This window comes from Streptomyces justiciae (genome assembly GCF_015163075.1).
Taxonomy (GTDB): domain Bacteria; phylum Actinomycetota; class Actinomycetes; order Streptomycetales; family Streptomycetaceae; genus Streptomyces; species Streptomyces justiciae.
In genome coordinates this window covers 168,721-183,183 of record NZ_JADDXU010000006.1, presented here as the reverse complement: position 1 = coordinate 183,183, position 14,463 = coordinate 168,721, and the positions used below count along the sequence as shown (strand labels likewise).

At 70.8% G+C, this 14,463-nt stretch carries 16 protein-coding genes; 9 read left to right on the top strand and 7 right to left on the bottom strand.

Annotated elements, in window-relative coordinates:
• Positions 1-21: 21 nt before the first annotated feature.
• Entirely contained in the window at positions 22-762 is a 741-nt protein-coding gene (locus tag IQ210_RS18705; protein ID WP_194080175.1) for an SDR family oxidoreductase, read from the bottom strand.
• 54 nt (positions 763-816) lie between these two features.
• Here IQ210_RS18705 and IQ210_RS18700 point away from each other — a divergent pair, with 54 nt between their 5' ends.
• From IQ210_RS18700 to IQ210_RS18685, 4 genes are read left to right on the top strand one after another with little or no spacing between them, the layout of a single operon-like run.
• Entirely contained in the window at positions 817-1,575 is a 759-nt protein-coding gene (locus IQ210_RS18700; protein ID WP_194080174.1) for an enoyl-CoA hydratase family protein, read from the top strand.
• Entirely contained in the window at positions 1,576-2,382 is an 807-nt protein-coding gene (locus IQ210_RS18695) for a CoA transferase subunit A (protein ID WP_194080173.1), read from the top strand.
• A complete protein-coding gene (locus IQ210_RS18690) occupies positions 2,379-3,110 on the top strand; it encodes a CoA-transferase subunit beta (RefSeq protein WP_194080172.1) in 732 nt (243 codons plus the stop codon). Before IQ210_RS18695 ends, IQ210_RS18690 begins: the two co-directional genes overlap by 4 nt.
• Entirely contained in the window at positions 3,110-4,159 is a 1,050-nt protein-coding gene (locus IQ210_RS18685; RefSeq protein ID WP_194080171.1) for an NAD(P)H-dependent flavin oxidoreductase, read from the top strand. Before IQ210_RS18690 ends, IQ210_RS18685 begins: the two co-directional genes overlap by 1 nt.
• Here the strand turns inward: IQ210_RS18685 and IQ210_RS18680 are convergent.
• The 3 genes from IQ210_RS18680 to IQ210_RS18670 are packed head-to-tail and all read right to left on the bottom strand — an operon-like array spanning position 4,143 to position 6,752.
• Positions 4,143-5,300, bottom strand: a complete 1,158-nt coding sequence (locus IQ210_RS18680; protein ID WP_194080170.1) for an acetyl-CoA C-acetyltransferase — start codon at positions 5,298-5,300, stop codon at positions 4,143-4,145. The genes IQ210_RS18685 and IQ210_RS18680 overlap by 17 nt on opposite strands.
• Before the next feature lie 36 nt (positions 5,301-5,336).
• Positions 5,337-5,948, bottom strand: coding sequence for a TetR/AcrR family transcriptional regulator (locus IQ210_RS18675; RefSeq protein ID WP_194080169.1), 612 nt, complete (start codon positions 5,946-5,948; stop codon positions 5,337-5,339).
• Between the two features lie 15 nt (positions 5,949-5,963).
• A complete protein-coding gene (locus tag IQ210_RS18670; protein WP_194080168.1) occupies positions 5,964-6,752 on the bottom strand; it encodes an SDR family oxidoreductase in 789 nt (262 codons plus the stop codon).
• Between the two features lie 59 nt (positions 6,753-6,811).
• Here IQ210_RS18670 and IQ210_RS18665 point away from each other — a divergent pair, with 59 nt between their 5' ends.
• Positions 6,812-7,951 carry an acyl-CoA dehydrogenase family protein gene (locus IQ210_RS18665; protein WP_194080167.1) on the top strand — a complete coding sequence of 380 codons (1,140 nt, stop codon included), beginning with the start codon at positions 6,812-6,814 and terminating at the stop codon, positions 7,949-7,951.
• A complete protein-coding gene (locus tag IQ210_RS18660; RefSeq protein ID WP_194080166.1) occupies positions 7,951-8,895 on the top strand; it encodes an acyl-CoA dehydrogenase family protein in 945 nt (314 codons plus the stop codon). The genes IQ210_RS18665 and IQ210_RS18660 overlap by 1 nt, the downstream gene beginning before the upstream one ends.
• Here the strand turns inward: IQ210_RS18660 and qcrB are convergent.
• Positions 8,870-10,519: a cytochrome bc1 complex cytochrome b subunit gene (gene qcrB / locus IQ210_RS18655; protein WP_194080165.1), complete on the bottom strand. Its 1,650-nt coding sequence runs from the start codon at positions 10,517-10,519 to the stop codon at positions 8,870-8,872. The genes IQ210_RS18660 and qcrB overlap by 26 nt on opposite strands.
• 49 nt (positions 10,520-10,568) lie before the next feature.
• Positions 10,569-10,910 carry a MerR family transcriptional regulator gene (locus IQ210_RS18650; RefSeq protein ID WP_194080164.1) on the bottom strand — a complete coding sequence of 114 codons (342 nt, stop codon included), beginning with the start codon at positions 10,908-10,910 and terminating at the stop codon, positions 10,569-10,571.
• Between the two features lie 59 nt (positions 10,911-10,969).
• Here IQ210_RS18650 and IQ210_RS18645 point away from each other — a divergent pair, with 59 nt between their 5' ends.
• Positions 10,970-11,824: an aldo/keto reductase gene (locus IQ210_RS18645; protein WP_194080163.1), complete on the top strand. Its 855-nt coding sequence runs from the start codon at positions 10,970-10,972 to the stop codon at positions 11,822-11,824.
• On the opposite strand, the gene IQ210_RS18640 is transcribed toward IQ210_RS18645, so the two are convergent.
• Positions 11,805-12,533 carry a vWA domain-containing protein gene (locus tag IQ210_RS18640; RefSeq protein ID WP_194080460.1) on the bottom strand — a complete coding sequence of 243 codons (729 nt, stop codon included), beginning with the start codon at positions 12,531-12,533 and terminating at the stop codon, positions 11,805-11,807. The genes IQ210_RS18645 and IQ210_RS18640 overlap by 20 nt on opposite strands.
• A 99-nt stretch (positions 12,534-12,632) precedes the next feature.
• On the opposite strand from IQ210_RS18640, the gene IQ210_RS18635 reads away from it, so the two are divergent.
• Both IQ210_RS18635 and IQ210_RS18630 read left to right on the top strand, forming a co-directional pair.
• Positions 12,633-13,556 (top strand): rhomboid family intramembrane serine protease, encoded by a 924-nt coding sequence (locus IQ210_RS18635; protein WP_194080162.1) that lies wholly within the window; start codon positions 12,633-12,635, stop codon positions 13,554-13,556.
• Entirely contained in the window at positions 13,553-14,458 is a 906-nt protein-coding gene (locus IQ210_RS18630; protein WP_194080161.1) for a chitosanase, read from the top strand. Before IQ210_RS18635 ends, IQ210_RS18630 begins: the two co-directional genes overlap by 4 nt.
• Positions 14,459-14,463: the final 5 nt, after the last annotated feature.

Genomic DNA, 14,463 nt, shown 5'->3' with positions numbered 1-14,463 from the left:
ACGTCTCCCAGTAGCAGCAGTTCACGTTTCCCTGTGGGCAGTTGCGGCATCCAGGAACAGCGGCCGCTCCCCGCCCCCGTGCACCAGCAGCGAGGCCCCGCTGATGTACGCGGCGGCGTCCGACGCGAGGAACACGGCCGCGGCGCCGACGTCGGACGGCTCGGCCAGGCGCCCGAGCGGGACCGTGCGGGAGACCGCGGCGACCGCCTGCTCGTCGCCGTAGTGCAGGTGGGCGAGTTCGGTGCGGACCATGCCAACGACCAGGGTGTTGACCCGGACGTCCGGCGCCCACTCCACCGCCATCGAACGGGCGAGGTTCTCCAGCCCGGCCTTCGCCGCCCCGTACGCCGCCGATCCGGGCGAGGGGCGGCTGCCGCTGACGCTGCCGACCATGACGACGGAGCCCTGCGCGCGCTTGAGGTGGCCGTACGCGGCGAGGGAAACCGTCAGCGGGGCAAGGAGGTTGAGCTCGATCACGCGCGCGTGCCGTGCCGCGTCCGCGTCGGCGAGCAGCCGGTAGGGGCCGCCGCCCGCGTTGTTGACGAGCACGTCGACGCGGGGCAGGGCGGCGAAGAAGGCGTGCACGGCGTCATGGTCACGGACGTCGAGCGGCATGAACTCCACGCCCTTGACCGGGACTTCGGGCGGGCGGCGGGCGCAGACGACGACTTCGGCGCCCGCCTCCGCGAAGGAGCGCGCGATCCCGGCGCCCACGCCCCGGGTTCCTCCCGTGACGACGGCGACCCTCCCCTTCAGCTCCATTCGCCGCTACCCTCCACCTAACAAACGTTTGGTGGAAAGGTAGCTGATGCTTCCATGGGTGTCTCCACCTCATCCGAGGAAAAAGGGATTCGCGGAAACGGGATCTCCGTCGTCACGGTCGACTTCCCGCCGGTGAACGCCCTTCCGGTGGACGGCTGGTACGCGCTGGCCGACGCCGTGCGCGCCGCCGGCCGTGATCCGGGGACGCGCTGTGTGGTGCTGGCGGCTGAGGGGCGGGGGTTCAACGCGGGCGTCGACATCAAGGAGCTCCAGGCACGGGGCGCGGACGCGCTGGTCGGGGTCAACCGCGGGTGCTTCGAGGCCTTTTCGGCGGTGTACGAGTGCGAGGTCCCGGTGGTCGCGGCCGTGCAGGGCTTCTGTCTGGGCGGCGGGATCGGGCTGGTCGGGAACGCGGACGTGATCGTGGCGAGCGAGGACGCCACCTTCGGGCTGCCCGAGCTGGACCGGGGAGCCCTGGGCGCCGCCACCCATTTGGCCCGGCTGGTCCCCCAACACCTCATGCGCGCCCTGTACTTCACCTCGGGCACCGTCACGGCGGCCGAGCTGCACGCGCACGGCTCGGTGTGGGCGGTCGTACCACGCGAGGAACTGCTCGACACGGCCCTGGGGTTGGCGCGGGAGATCGCCGCGAAGGACGGGGAGCTGCTGCGCCTCGCCAAGGCCGCCATCAACGGCATCGACCCGGTCGACGTCCGCCGCAGCTACCGCTTCGAGCAGGGGTTCACCTTCGAGGCGAGCGTGAGCGGGGTCGCGGACCGGGTGCGGAGCAGGTTCGGGAAGGGTGATTCCTAGGTGTCCGACAAGACCATGACCGCCGCCGAGGCCGTCTCCCGGCTGGAGAGCGGCATGACCCTCGGCATCGGCGGCTGGGGTTCCCGCCGCAAGCCGATGGAGCTGGTGAGAGCACTGCTCCGCACCGAGATCACCGATCTCACCGTCGTCTCGTACGGCGGCCCGGACGTCGGCATGCTCGCCGCCGCCGGACGCCTCCGCAAACTGGTCGCCCCCTTCGTCACCCTCGACTCCATCCCCCTCGAACCCCACTACCGGGCCGCCCGCGAGCGCGGCGCCTTCGAACTCACCGAGATCGACGAGGCGATGTTCATGTGGGGACTGCACGCGGCCGCCAACCGACTGCCGTTTCTGCCAGTGCGGGCCGGCCTCGGCTCGGACGTCATGCGGGTCAACCCCGGCCTGCGGACGGTGACTTCGCCGTACGACGACGGCGAGACGTTCGTCGCCGTGCCCGCCCAGCGCCTCGACGCGGCCCTGGTCCACGTCAACCGCGCCGACCGGCAGGGCAACGGGCAGTACCTGGGCCCGGACCCGTACTTCGACGACCTGTTCTGCGAGGCGGCCGACGCCGCGTACGTCTCCTGTGAACGGGTCGTCGACACGGTCGAGTTCGCGAAGGAGGGGCCACCCCAGTCCTTGCTGCTCAAACGGCACGTGGTGACGGGGGTCGTCGAGGCGCCGGGCGGCGCGCACTTCACATCCTGCGTCCCCGACTACGGCCGCGACGAGGAGGCCCAGCGGGAGTACGCGACCACACCCTGGCCGGAGTTCGCCGCGCAGTACCTCGACGGGAGGACGACATGACCGCGACCCGCGCCGAGTACTGCGTGATCGCCTGCGCCGAGGCCTGGCGCGACGCGGGCGAGATCCTGGCCAGCCCCATGGGCCTGATCCCCTCCGTGGCCGCCCGGCTGGCCCGCCTCACCTTCGCACCGGACCTGCTGCTGACCGACGGCGAGGCGATGATCGTGGACGCCGAGGGCACCGTCGAGGGCTGGTTGCCGTACCGGCAGCATCTGGCCCTGGTCACCGGCGGGCGGCGGCACGTGATGATGGGGGCGAGCCAGCTCGACCGGTACGGCAACCAGAACATCTCCTGCATCGGCGACTGGGAGCGCCCGAAACGGCAGCTGCTGGGCGTGCGGGGAGCCCCCGTCAACACACTGAACAACCCGACGAGTTACTGGGTGCCGAAGCACTCCCGGCGGGTGTTCGTGGAGAAGGTCGACATGGTGTGCGGGGTGGGGTACGACCACGCCGGGTCCGACCCCGTTGTGGGCGCCCGCTTCCACCGCATCCCCCGGGTCGTCTCCGACCTCGGCGTCTTCGACTTCGCGACGCCGGACCACTCGATGCGACTGGCCTCGCTGCACCCCGGGGTGACCGTCGAGCAGGTCACGGAGGCGACGGGCTTCGCGCTCAGCATCCCCTCCGACGTGCCGTACACCCGCGAACCGACCGCTCAGGAACTGAAGTTGATCCGCGAGGTCCTCGACCCGTCCGGCGCCCGCGCCAGGGAGGTCGCCGTCTGATGGACACGGCACTCACCCGGCTCGTCGGGGTCCGCCACCCGATCGTGCAGACCGGCATGGGCTGGGTCGCGGGCCCCCGCCTGGTGTCGGCCACGGCGAACGCGGGCGCGCTGGGCGTCCTCGCCTCGGCGACGATGACGCTGGACCAGCTGCGGGACGCTGTACGGGAGGTCAAGTCCCGTACGGACGCACCTTTCGGCGTGAATCTGCGGGCGGACGCGGCGGACGCCGGGGAGCGGGTGTCGATCATGCTCGACGAGGGCGTTCGGGTCGCCTCCTTCGCCCTCGCCCCCTCCCCTGACCTGATCGCCAGGCTCAAGGCGGCGGACGTCGTGGTCATCCCGTCCGTCGGGGCCCGCCGCCATGCCGAGAAGGTCGCGGCATGGGGAGCGGACGCGGTGCTCGTGCAGGGCGGCGAAGGCGGCGGGCACACCGGCGACGTGGCGACGACCGTGCTGCTCCCCCAGGTCGTCGACGCGGTGGACATCCCGGTCGTCGCGGCGGGCGGCTTCTTCGACGGACGCGGGCTGGTCGCGGCGCTGGCGTACGGGGCGGCGGGCGTGGCGATGGGCACGCGGTTCCTGCTGACGTCGGACTCGACGGTGCCGGACACGGTGAAGGCACGCTATCTCCAGGCGACCGTACGGGACGTGACAGTGACCCGAGCGGTGGACGGGCTACCGCACCGCATGCTCCGCACCGACCTGGTGAACTCCCTCGAAAAGTCCGGACGTTCGAGGCGACTGCTGCACGCGCTGCGCAGGGCGGCCGGCTTCCGCGCCCTCTCCGGGCTCACCTGGCGCCAGCTGCTGCACGACGGCCTCGCCATGAAGCACGGCAAGGAGCTCACCTGGAGCCAGGTGCTGCTCGCCGCCAACACGCCCATGCTGCTCAAGTCGGCGATGGTGGACGGCCGTACGGACCTCGGCGTAATGGCCTCCGGGCAGGTCGCCGGGGTGATCGACGACCTGCCGTCGTGCGCGGAACTGGTGGAGCGGATGATGAAGGAGGCCGACGAGACCCTTCAGGTCCTCAGAGCCGCTCGATGATCGTCACATTGGCTTGTCCGCCGCCCTCGCACATGGTCTGGAGCCCGAACCTCCCGCCCGTGCGCTCCAGTTCATGCAGCAGTGTCGTCATCAGCTTCACGCCGGTCGCGCCCAGGGGATGACCGAGGGCGATGGCGCCTCCGTTGACGTTGACCTTCTCCGGATCGGCGCCCGTCTCCTTCAGCCAGGCCAACACCACCGGCGCGAAAGCCTCGTTGATCTCGACGAGGTCGATGGCGTCGATGGACAGGCCGGTCTTCTTCAGGGCGTGGGCGGTGGCCGGGATGGGCGCGGTGAGCATGCGGATGGGGTCCTCGCCGCGGACGGAGAGGTGGTGGACGCGGGCGCGGGGCGTGAGCCCGTGTTCCCGTACGGCCCGTTCGGAGGCCAGCAGCATCGCCGCCGCGCCGTCGGAGACCTGGGAGGAGCAGGCGGCCGTGATGGTGCCGCCTTCGACGACCGGCTTCAGCCCGGCCATCTTCTCCGGCGAGGTGTCCCGGCGCGGCCCCTCGTCGACGGCGACGTCCCCGTACGCCAGGGTCTCCCGCGTGAAGCGCCCCTCGTCGATCGCCCGTACCGCCCGTTGATGGGAGCGCAGCGCGAACTCCTCCTGGTCCTGCCGGCTGATCCCCCACTTCGCGGCGATCATCTCGGCGCCGACGAACTGGTTCACCGGCTTGCCCGCGTACCGCGCCTGCCAGCCCTCGCTGCCCGCGAACGGCCCCTGCGTCAGCCCGAGCGGCTCGGCGGCCTGCCGGGTGGCGAAGGCGATCGGGATCATCGACATGTTCTGCACGCCACCGGCGACGACGAGGTCCTGCGTCCCGGAGAGCACGCCCTGCGCCGCGAAGTGCACGGCCTGCTGGGAGGAGCCGCACTGCCGGTCCACGGTCACGCCCGGCACCTCCTCGGGCAGCCCGGCCGCGAGCCATGCGGTCCGCCCGATGTCCCCGGCCTGCGGCCCGACCGCGTCCAGACATCCGAAGACGACGTCCTCGACGGCGGCCGGATCGATCCCGGCCCGTTTCACCAGCGCGACGAGCACATGCGCTCCCAGGTCGGCCGGGTGGACCGCGCTCAGTCCTCCCCCGCGCCGCCCGACGGGCGTCCGCACCGCTTCGACGATATAGGCCTCGGCCATGACAACTCCCTTGAACAAAAGGGCACTTGATAGGGGCTATTCGCGTACGGCGATCCCGTCCAGCACCATCGACAGGTACTGCCGGGCGATCTCCTCCGGGCTGTGCTGTCCGCCGGGCCGGTACCAGGACGCGGCGACCCAGACGGTGTCGCGCACGAAGCGGTACGTCAGCCGCATGTCGAGGTCGGCCCGGAAGACCCGGGCGGCGACCCCGCGTTCCAGCGTGGACAGCCATGCCTTCTCGAACCTGCGCTGCGACTCGGCGAGGAAGCCGAACCGCTCCTGCGCGACGAGCTGTTTGCTCTCCTTCTGGTAGATCGCGACGGCGGCGCGGTGCCGGTCGATCTCCCGGAACGACTCGGTGACGAGGGCTTCGAGGGTCTCGCGCGGGTCCAACTCGGCGTCCAGGACAGTGTCGTAGCCCGCCCAGAGCTCGTCGAGGAAGGTCCGCAGGATCTCCTCCAGCATCGACTCCTTGGAGTCGAAGTGGTAGTAGAGGCTGCCCGCGAGCATGCCCGCGTGGTCCGCGATCTTGCGGACGGTGGTGGCGTTGTAGCCCTGCTCGGCGAAGACCTCGGCGGCGGTGTCGAGGAGTTCGCGCCGCCGGGCGGGGGCGGCGGTCACCTGGGGCTTCTTCTTGGTCGGCACGGGTCCATTGTGGTCCTAGGGGTGCTGAGAGCTGACGGCGACGACCTCGCCCGTCAGGTACGACGAGTAGCCCGACGCCAGGAACACGATCACGTTGGCCACCTCCCACGGCTCGGCGTACCGCCCGAACGCCTCCCGTGCGGTCAGCTCCTCCAGAAGCTCCGCCGACGTCACCTTCACGAGGTGCGGGTGCATGGCGAGGCTGGGCGCCACCGCGTTGACGCGCACCCCGAACCCGGCGGCCTCGACCGCCGCGCACCGGGTCAGCGCCATCACCCCGGCCTTCGCGGCGGCGTAGTGCGCCTGCCCGGCCTGGGCGCGCCAGCCGACGACGGAGGAGTTGTTGACGATCACCCCGCCCGTCCCCTGCGCCTTGAGCAGCCGCAGCGCCGCCCGCGTGCACCGGAAGGTCCCGTTCAACGTCACGTCCAGCACCCGCGCCCACTGCTCGTCGCTCATGTCGACGAGGTCCGAAGTCCCGCCGAGCCCCGCGTTGTTGACGACGACGTCGAGCCGTCCGTGCTCCCGCACCGCGGCCTCGAACAGCGCCGTCACCTGCGTCTCGTCGGTGACATCGCACGGAACGGAGGCCACCGCGCCCGGGAACTCCCGGGCCAGCTCGGCCTCGTACTCCTTGAGCCGCCGCGCATGCGCGTCGCTGACGAGCACGCGCGCGCCCTCCTCCAGGAAGCGCCGCGCGGTCGCCCCGCCGATGCCGGCGCCGGCCGCGGCGGTGATGACGGCGGTGCGGCCCTTCAGCAGCCCGTGCCCCGGCTCGTACACCGGACTCTCGACGCCTGTCATGGGGGCACGCTAACCTACCAAACACTTGTTAGGGAAGCGTCGTCGAAGGGCTGGAGCCGATGGATCTCGCCTTCACCGGGGAAGAGGACGCCTTCCGGGCGGAGGCCCGCGCCTGGCTGACGGCCCATGTGCCGCCGGAGCCCCTCCCTTCCCTGGAGACGGCGGAGGGCTTCGCGGCCCACCGCGCGTGGGAGGCCGAACTGGCCGCGGACCGCTGGTCGGTGGTCGACTGGCCGGCGGCGTACGGCGGTCGGGACGCGGGGCTGGTGCGCTGGCTGCTGTTCGAGGAGGAGTACTGGGCGGCGGGCGCGCCGGGCCGGGTCGGGCAGAACGGGATCAGCCTGCTCGCGCCGACGCTCTTCGACCACGGCACGGAGGAGCAGCGGGCGCTGGTGCTGCCGCCGATGGCCCGGGGCGAGGTGGTCTGGGCGCAGGCGTGGTCCGAGCCGGAGGCGGGGTCGGATCTGGCGTCGCTGCGCTCCAAGGCGGTGCGTACGGACGGGGGTTGGCTGCTGAGCGGCCAGAAGACCTGGTCGTCCCGCGCCGCGTTCGCGGACCGCGCCTTCGGTCTGTTCCGCAGCGACCCGGACGCCCCTAAGCCTCATCAGGGCCTGACGTATCTGATGTTCGACCTGCGGGCGCCCGGGGTCACGGTCCGTCCGATCGCCCGTCTCGACGGCAAGCCGGCGTTCGCCGAGCTGTTCCTCGACGAGGTGTTCGTGCCGGACGCGGACGTGATCGGGGAACCGGGTCAGGGCTGGCGGATCGCGATGGCGGCGACGGGCAACGAACGCGGGCTCACGCTCCGCTCCCCCGGCCGCTATCTGGCGGCGGCGCACCGCCTCCACGCCCTGTGGCGCGACCGGGGCAGCCCGGACGCCACGAGGGCACGGGTCGCCGACGCCCTGATCGGCGCCCGCGCCTACCAGTTGTTCACCTACACCGCCGCCTCCCGCTTCCTCGACGGCGTGTCCCTCGGCCCGGAGTCCAGCCTGAACAAGGTCTTCTGGTCCGAGTACGACATCGCACTCACGGAAACGGCCCTCGATCTGCTCGGCCCGGAGGGCGAGTTGGCGGACACGGAGTGGGCGGAGCGGTACGTCTTCGCCCTGGCCGGTCCCATCTACGCGGGGACGAACGAGATCCAGCGGGACATCATCGCCGAGCGTCTGCTGGGCCTGCCGAAGGGGCGACGCTGATGCGGCTCGTGCTCGACGACGAACAGCGGGCGTTCACCGACTCGTTGGAGGCGATGCTGAGCGGCGCGGACACCCCGTCCGTCGTACGGGAGTGGAGTCGCGGCGAGCACGGGAGCGGGCGGGCCCTGTGGGGCCGGCTGGCGTCGGCCGACGTGTTCGCGCTGGCCGCCCCGGAGGAGTACGACGGTGTCGGCGTCCGCCCGGTCGAACTGGCCCTGGCCTTCATGGCGTTGGGACGCCATGTCGTCCCCGGCCCGCTCGTCGAGACGGTCACCGCCGCCGCGCTCCTCCCCACGCCCGACCTCGTCAAGCGACTCGTGTCGGGAGAGACCCTGGCGACGGTGGCGTACGACAGCCCGTACGCGCTCGACGGCGACGCGGCCGACCTCCGTCTCCTCCTCACCCCCGACGGCCTGCACGCCGCCACCGCACATGGCCCGGTACGCCCGTCCCTGGACCCGGCCCGGCGGCTGACGACCCTCACCCCCGGCGACCTGCTCACGGCCGAGCCACCCCTCGCGAAAGCCCTCCTCCTGGCCCGTCTCACCACCGCCGCCCAGGCCCTCGGCGTCGGTCTCGCCCTCCTCGACCGGACCGTCGCCTACGTCAGGCAGCGCACCCAGTTCGGCGTCGCCATCGGCTCCTTCCAGACCGTCAAGCACCAACTGGCCGACGCGAAGACCGCGTTGGAGTTCGCCCGGCCCCTCGTGCTCGCCGCCGCCGTCACCCTGGACCCGGCCGACGTCGCCGCCGCCAAGGTCACGGCATGCGAGACGGCGTACGCGACCGCCCGCACGGCCCTCCAACTCCACGGCGCGATCGGCTACACGGCGGAGTACGACCTCTCCCTGTGGCTGACCAAGGCCCGCGCCCTCCGCACGGCCTGGGGCAGCCCCGAGGAGTGCCGGGACATGGTCCTCAGTGCTGATGGTCGCCGCTGGTGATCTGCCGGTACTCCTCCACCGTCGGCTTCGGGATCTGCGTCTCCGGCCCGAACATCACCCGCGCCAACCGGGCCCGCACCCGCATGGAGGCGGTGACCGGGCGGCGGACGCCGTTGGCGTCGACGAGCGGGCCGATCTCGTAGTGGCCGTTCTGCTCGTGCTGGGTGAGGGTGTGCAACTGCGCCTGCGCGAGGGGCTCGTGGACCTCGACGTACTCGCCGTGCGGCAGCCGCCGGATGATGCCCGACTCCCTGCCGTGCAGCACCTTGTCGCGGTCGCGGCGCTGGAGCCCGAGACAGACCCGTTTGGTGACGACGAAGGCCAGCACCGGCACCACGAAGACGGCGATCCGCACGAACCAGGTGATCGCGTTGATGGACAGATGCAGATGCGTGGCCACGATGTCGTTGCCGCCGCCGATCAGCAGCACCACGTACAGGCTCAGCCAGGCCACGCCGAGGCCGGTGCGCCCGGGGACGTTGCGCGGCCGGTCCAGGATGTGGTGCTCGCGTTTGTCGCCGGTGATCCAGGCCTCGATGAACGGATAGGCGCCGATGGCGGCCAGGATCAGCGGGAAGAGCGAGAAGGGGATGAAGACGCCCAACTGGAGTGTGTGGCCCCAGGCGTTGATCTCCCATCCCGGCATCACCCGGATCAGGCCCTCGGAGAAGCCGAGATACCAGTCCGGCTGGGCGCCGGTGGTGACGAGGTCGGGCCGGTACGGTCCGAAGGCCCACACGGGGTTGATCTGGGCGATGCCGCCCATGAACGCCAGCATGCCGAAGACGAGGAAGAAGAACCCGCCGGCCTTCGCGGTGTACACGGGCAGGAACGGCATGCCGACGACCGTCTTCTCGTCGCGGCCGGGCCCGGGATACTGCGTGTGCTTGTGGTAGAAGACCAGGATCAGGTGCGCGGTCACCAGTCCCAGCATGATCCCGGGCAGCAGCAGGACATGGATGGGGAACAGCCGCGGGATGATGTCGTGCCCCGGGAACTCCCCGCCGAACAGGAAGAACGACAGATACGTGCCGACGATCGGCACGGACAGGATGGCGCCCTGCGCGAAGCGGATGCCGGTGCCGGACAGCAGGTCGTCGGGGAGCGAGTAGCCGGTGAGGCCGGTGATGATGCCGAGCATCAACAGGGTCCAGCCGAACACCCAGTTGACCTCGCGCGGCTTGCGGTAGGCGCCGGTGAAGAACACCCGCATCATGTGCACGAGCATGCCGGTGACGAAGACCAGCGCCGCCCAGTGGTGGATCTGCCGGATGAGCAGCCCGCCGCGCACGTCGAAGCTGATGTCGAGTGTGGACTCGAACGCCCGGGTCATCACGACCCCGTTGAGGGGTTCGTAGGAGCCGTTGTAGACGACCTCGACGCCGCTCGGTTCGAAGAACAGGGTGAGATAGATGCCGGTCAGGATGATGACGATGAAGCTGTAGAGGCAGATCTCGCCGAGCATGAACGACGGATGGTCCGGGAACAGCTTGCGCATGTTGGCCTTGGCCAGCCCGTACAGACCGAGCCGCCCGTCCGCCCAGTCGGCGAGCTTCTCACCACTGCCGGGCGGCGCCGAACTCCGGCCGCCGGCCCGTCCGTTCACCGATCGCGCGCCGTCCATACGTCGTCGCCTCCCGTCGGATCAACCTCAGGGTGGCACGGTCGTACGGCTAAGCCAACGGGGCGAGCAGCCGCGTGAGCGACCGGCGTGAGCCCTCCAGGTCCGCGATCCGCTCCTCGATCCCCTGGAGTTGCTCCAGCAACAGGGGTGTCAGGCAGGGCTCGACCTCGGCGTCGCTGCCGCACACGCAGTCCAGCACCTCACGGATCACCCGGGTGGGCAGCCCGGCGTCCAGGAGGGCCCGGATGCGGCGTACGGTCACCGGCGCGCCGGCGTCGTACACGCGCTGCCCACCCGCGGTGCGCCCGGCATCGAGCAGTCCCTGCTCCTCGTAGTAGCGCAACAGCCGCACGCTCACGCCGGTCTCCCTGGCGAGCTCCCCGATCTTCATGTGACCCCCCTCACAGCCCCTTGAACCTCGCATCCATGTGAGCTCATAGCGTCGCAGCCATGACGAACACCAAGGTATTCCGGCTCGGCGGCGACCTCGAAGTACGGCGGATCGGCTACGGCGCGATGCGGCTGGCGAACGCCCCGCACGAGCGTTCCGGCATGACGGCCCCCATCTGGACCGCGCCCACCGACCGCGCGGAGTCGATCGCCCTGCTGCGCACGGCAGTTGATCTCGGCGTGAACTTCTTCGACACCGCCGACGCCTACGCCCTCGGCGCGAACGAGGAGTTGCTCGCCGAGGCGCTCCAGCCGCACCGCGACGACGTCGTGATCGCGACGAAGGTCGGCGTCCTGCGCCCGAGCCCTGCCGAGTGGATCACCCACGGCCACCCCGCCTATCTGCGCCAGCAGGCCGAGTTGAGCCTGCGCCGGCTGCGCGCCGACCGCCTCGACCTGCTGTACCTGCACCGCATCGACCCCGCCTACCCCCTCGCCGACCAGATCGGCGCGCTCGGGCAGCTCCAGGAGGAGGGCAAGGTGCGGCACATCGGGCTCTCCGAGGTGTCCGTCGCGGAGATCGAGGAGGCCGCGCGCATCGCGCCGATCGCGAGCGTGCAGAACGTGTACAACCTGGCCGAGCGCGGCCACGACCCGGTGATCGACCACACCGCGGAACGGGGGATCGCCTTCGTGCCGTACTTCCCGGTCAGCGGGGGCGATCAGGCGGAGCTGTCCGAGGTCGCCGCGGAACGGGGCGCGACGCCCTCGCAGACCGCGCTGGGCTGGCTGCTGCACCGCGCCCCCAACGTGCTCCCGATCCCGGGGACCTCGTCACCGGTCCACCTGGCGGAGAACACCGGCGCCCTCGAACTCGCCCTCACCGACGATCAGTTCAAGCGCCTGGCGGGATGATCCCCTGCGCCCGCGCGGCCACCAGCCACTTCGGGAACTCGCCGACCAGCTGGTCGTACAGCTCGGCGTCGGACACCTTCCGCGGCTCCGAACCGGCATGGAAGAACCCGGCGTTGTCGACCACCCGCTTGTCCGGGACGGACAGCTCGTCGAGCTTGCGGAGATAGTCGAACTGCTTGCTCCTCGCGTCCCCGAAGCCGATGAACTGCCAGAACAGCGGCAGCCGGGCCGCCTTGCACAGGTACCGTTCCGCGGCGAGCTTGTTGATCGGGCCGCCGTCGGTCTGGAAGACGACGAGGGCGGGTTCCTTGGAGCCGCTGTCGAGGTAGTGGTCGATGACCGCGTCCATCGCCAGGTGGTAGCTGGTCTTGCCCATGTGCCCGAGCCCGGCCACGATCCGGTCGATGCGTCCCTGATGGTCGGCGAGGGCGATCTCGGTCTCGGCGTCGACGTCCGTCGAGAAGAAGACGACCGGGACACTGCCGTCGTCGTCGAGGTGCGCGGACAGCCCCAGCACCCGGTCGGCGAGCGCCTGGACGCTGCCGTCGGCGTAGTACGGCTTCATCGAGCCGGAGTAGTCGACGACGAGGTAGACGGCGGCCCGCAGGCCGTCCAGGCCGTGCTTGCGCAGCGACACCCCGGCGCTCTTGTACAGGCTCACCAGCGCGGGTGCCTTCTCCTCGACCTTGCTGAGGCTGATCGCCGCCATTCGTTCCCCCACCGTCTCTCTGTTCACGGGCATTGGCTATTTTTGTTCGCCGCCGTCCCCACCGGCTCACAGATCGTCCCATCTCCCGAGGAGCCGGCCGTGGAACCCGAGGCCACCGAGTCCGCCGTCACCACCTGCTTCCGCCATCCCAAGGTGGAGTCCCATGTCCGCTGCACCCGCTGTGACCGTTACATATGCCCGGACTGCATGCGCGAGGCGGCGGTCGGTCACCACTGCGTGGAGTGCGTGAAGGAGGGCGCGAAGTCGGTACGGCAGGCCCGCACGGTCGTCGGCGGGCGGGTGTCGGCGGTGCCGCTGGTGACGTACGTACTGATCGGGCTGAACGTGCTCGCGTACGTCGGCGAAGTGGTCCGACCGGCGATCGTCGACCGTTTCGCGATGCTCACCGCGGGCCTGGTGGGCCCGGACGGCGGCCACTACGTCTACCAGTCCTCCTACCCGTCCGACTTCCACGCCGAGGGCCTGGTGGCCGGACAGTGGGAGCGCCTGCTGACCAGCGGCTTCCTGCACCTGGAGCCGACCGAGGGCACCTTCGGGCTGCTGCACATCGTGATGAACATGTTCTCCCTGTGGCAGCTGGGCCGGGCCGTGGAACCGGCGCTGGGCCGAATCCGGTATCTCGGGCTGTACCTCCTCGCCACGGTCGGCGGTTCCGTCACCGAGGCACTGCTCGCCGACCCCGGTACGGAGTCGCTGGGCGCGTCGGGGGCGATCTTCGGCCTCGCGGGGGCCTACTACGTGCTGGCCCGCCGCGCGGGGTCGGACATGCGCGGCGTGAACCGCTTCATGGCGTACATGCTGGTCTGGCTCGTCGGCTCGGCCTTGTTCACGTCCTGGCAGGGCCACCTCGGCGGACTGCTCACCGGCGGCGCCGTCACGCTCGCCTACGCGTACGCTCCCCGGGGGCCGCGACGCGATCTGATCCAGGCGACCGCCTGTCTGGCGCTGCTGGCGCTGCTCGTGGTCCTGACGCTCGTGCGCATCTCGGAGTTGACCCAGTGAGACGTATCGGTGTGCCGCTGCTCGCGGCCGTGCCCGTCGCCATAGCGGCGGGGATCTTCTTCCTGTCCCCCTCGGACTCGTCCGAGGAGCCCGACACCACCTCGCAGTCGGCCGTCGGCGAGGACGGCGAGGCGGCCAAGAACCGCGCCGAGGAGAAACGTTCGGCCGACGACAAGGCCATCGCCGCGCTCCCGCCGGGCCTCGCCGCCCCGGCCAAGAAGGAGCTGGCCCAGCAGATCGTGGCCAGCGCCGAGAACTCCACGCTCGACTGGCGCACCGCCTACGCCTACATCGAGGACATCGGCGACGGCCAGGGCTACACGGCCGGCATCATCGGCTTCTGCACCGGCACCCACGACCTGCTCACCCTGGTCGAGCGCTACACGAAGGACCACCCCGACAACGGCCTCGCCCGCTACCTCCCCGCCCTGCGCGAGGTCGACGGCTCGGACTCCCACGAGGGCCTGGACCCCGGTTTCACCGCGGCGTGGAAGGCGGAGGCGAAGGTCGAGGCGTTCCGCGAGGCCCAGGACGCGGAACGCGACCGCGTCTACTTCGACCCCGCGGTCCGCCTCGCCAAGCTCGACGGCCTGGGCGCGCTGGGCCAGTTCATCTACTACGACGCCATGGTCTTCCACGGCCCCGGCACCAACGCCACCAGCTTCTACGGCCTGCGCGAGAGCGCCATGAAGAAGGCCGACCTGCCCTCCGAGGGCGGCTCCGAGGAGGCCTACCTGGGCGCCTTCCTCGACGTCCGCAAGGCCGCGATGAGGACCCGCAAGGCGGACATCGACACCACCCGCGTCGACACCGCCCAACGCCGCTTCCTGCGCGAGGGCAAGCTGGGGCTGGAGACGCCGTTGACGTGGGCGGTGTACGGCGAGACATACAAGGTGCCGTAGCCAAA

Coding starts and splice junctions, on each gene's coding strand:
- IQ210_RS18670 (WP_194080168.1), bottom strand. CDS start 6,752: ATGACAGGCGTCGAGAGTCCGGTGTACGAGCCGGGGCACGGGCTGCTG.
- IQ210_RS18665 (WP_194080167.1), top strand. CDS start 6,812: ATGGATCTCGCCTTCACCGGGGAAGAGGACGCCTTCCGGGCGGAGGCC.
- qcrB (WP_194080165.1), bottom strand. CDS start 10,519: ATGGACGGCGCGCGATCGGTGAACGGACGGGCCGGCGGCCGGAGTTCG.
- IQ210_RS18680 (WP_194080170.1), bottom strand. CDS start 5,300: ATGGCCGAGGCCTATATCGTCGAAGCGGTGCGGACGCCCGTCGGGCGG.
- IQ210_RS18660 (WP_194080166.1), top strand. CDS start 7,951: ATGCGGCTCGTGCTCGACGACGAACAGCGGGCGTTCACCGACTCGTTG.
- IQ210_RS18640 (WP_194080460.1), bottom strand. CDS start 12,533: ATGGCGGCGATCAGCCTCAGCAAGGTCGAGGAGAAGGCACCCGCGCTG.
- IQ210_RS18650 (WP_194080164.1), bottom strand. CDS start 10,910: ATGAAGATCGGGGAGCTCGCCAGGGAGACCGGCGTGAGCGTGCGGCTG.
- IQ210_RS18690 (WP_194080172.1), top strand. CDS start 2,379: ATGACCGCGACCCGCGCCGAGTACTGCGTGATCGCCTGCGCCGAGGCC.
- IQ210_RS18685 (WP_194080171.1), top strand. CDS start 3,110: ATGGACACGGCACTCACCCGGCTCGTCGGGGTCCGCCACCCGATCGTG.
- IQ210_RS18705 (WP_194080175.1), bottom strand. CDS start 762: ATGGAGCTGAAGGGGAGGGTCGCCGTCGTCACGGGAGGAACCCGGGGC.
- IQ210_RS18700 (WP_194080174.1), top strand. CDS start 817: ATGGGTGTCTCCACCTCATCCGAGGAAAAAGGGATTCGCGGAAACGGG.
- IQ210_RS18645 (WP_194080163.1), top strand. CDS start 10,970: ATGACGAACACCAAGGTATTCCGGCTCGGCGGCGACCTCGAAGTACGG.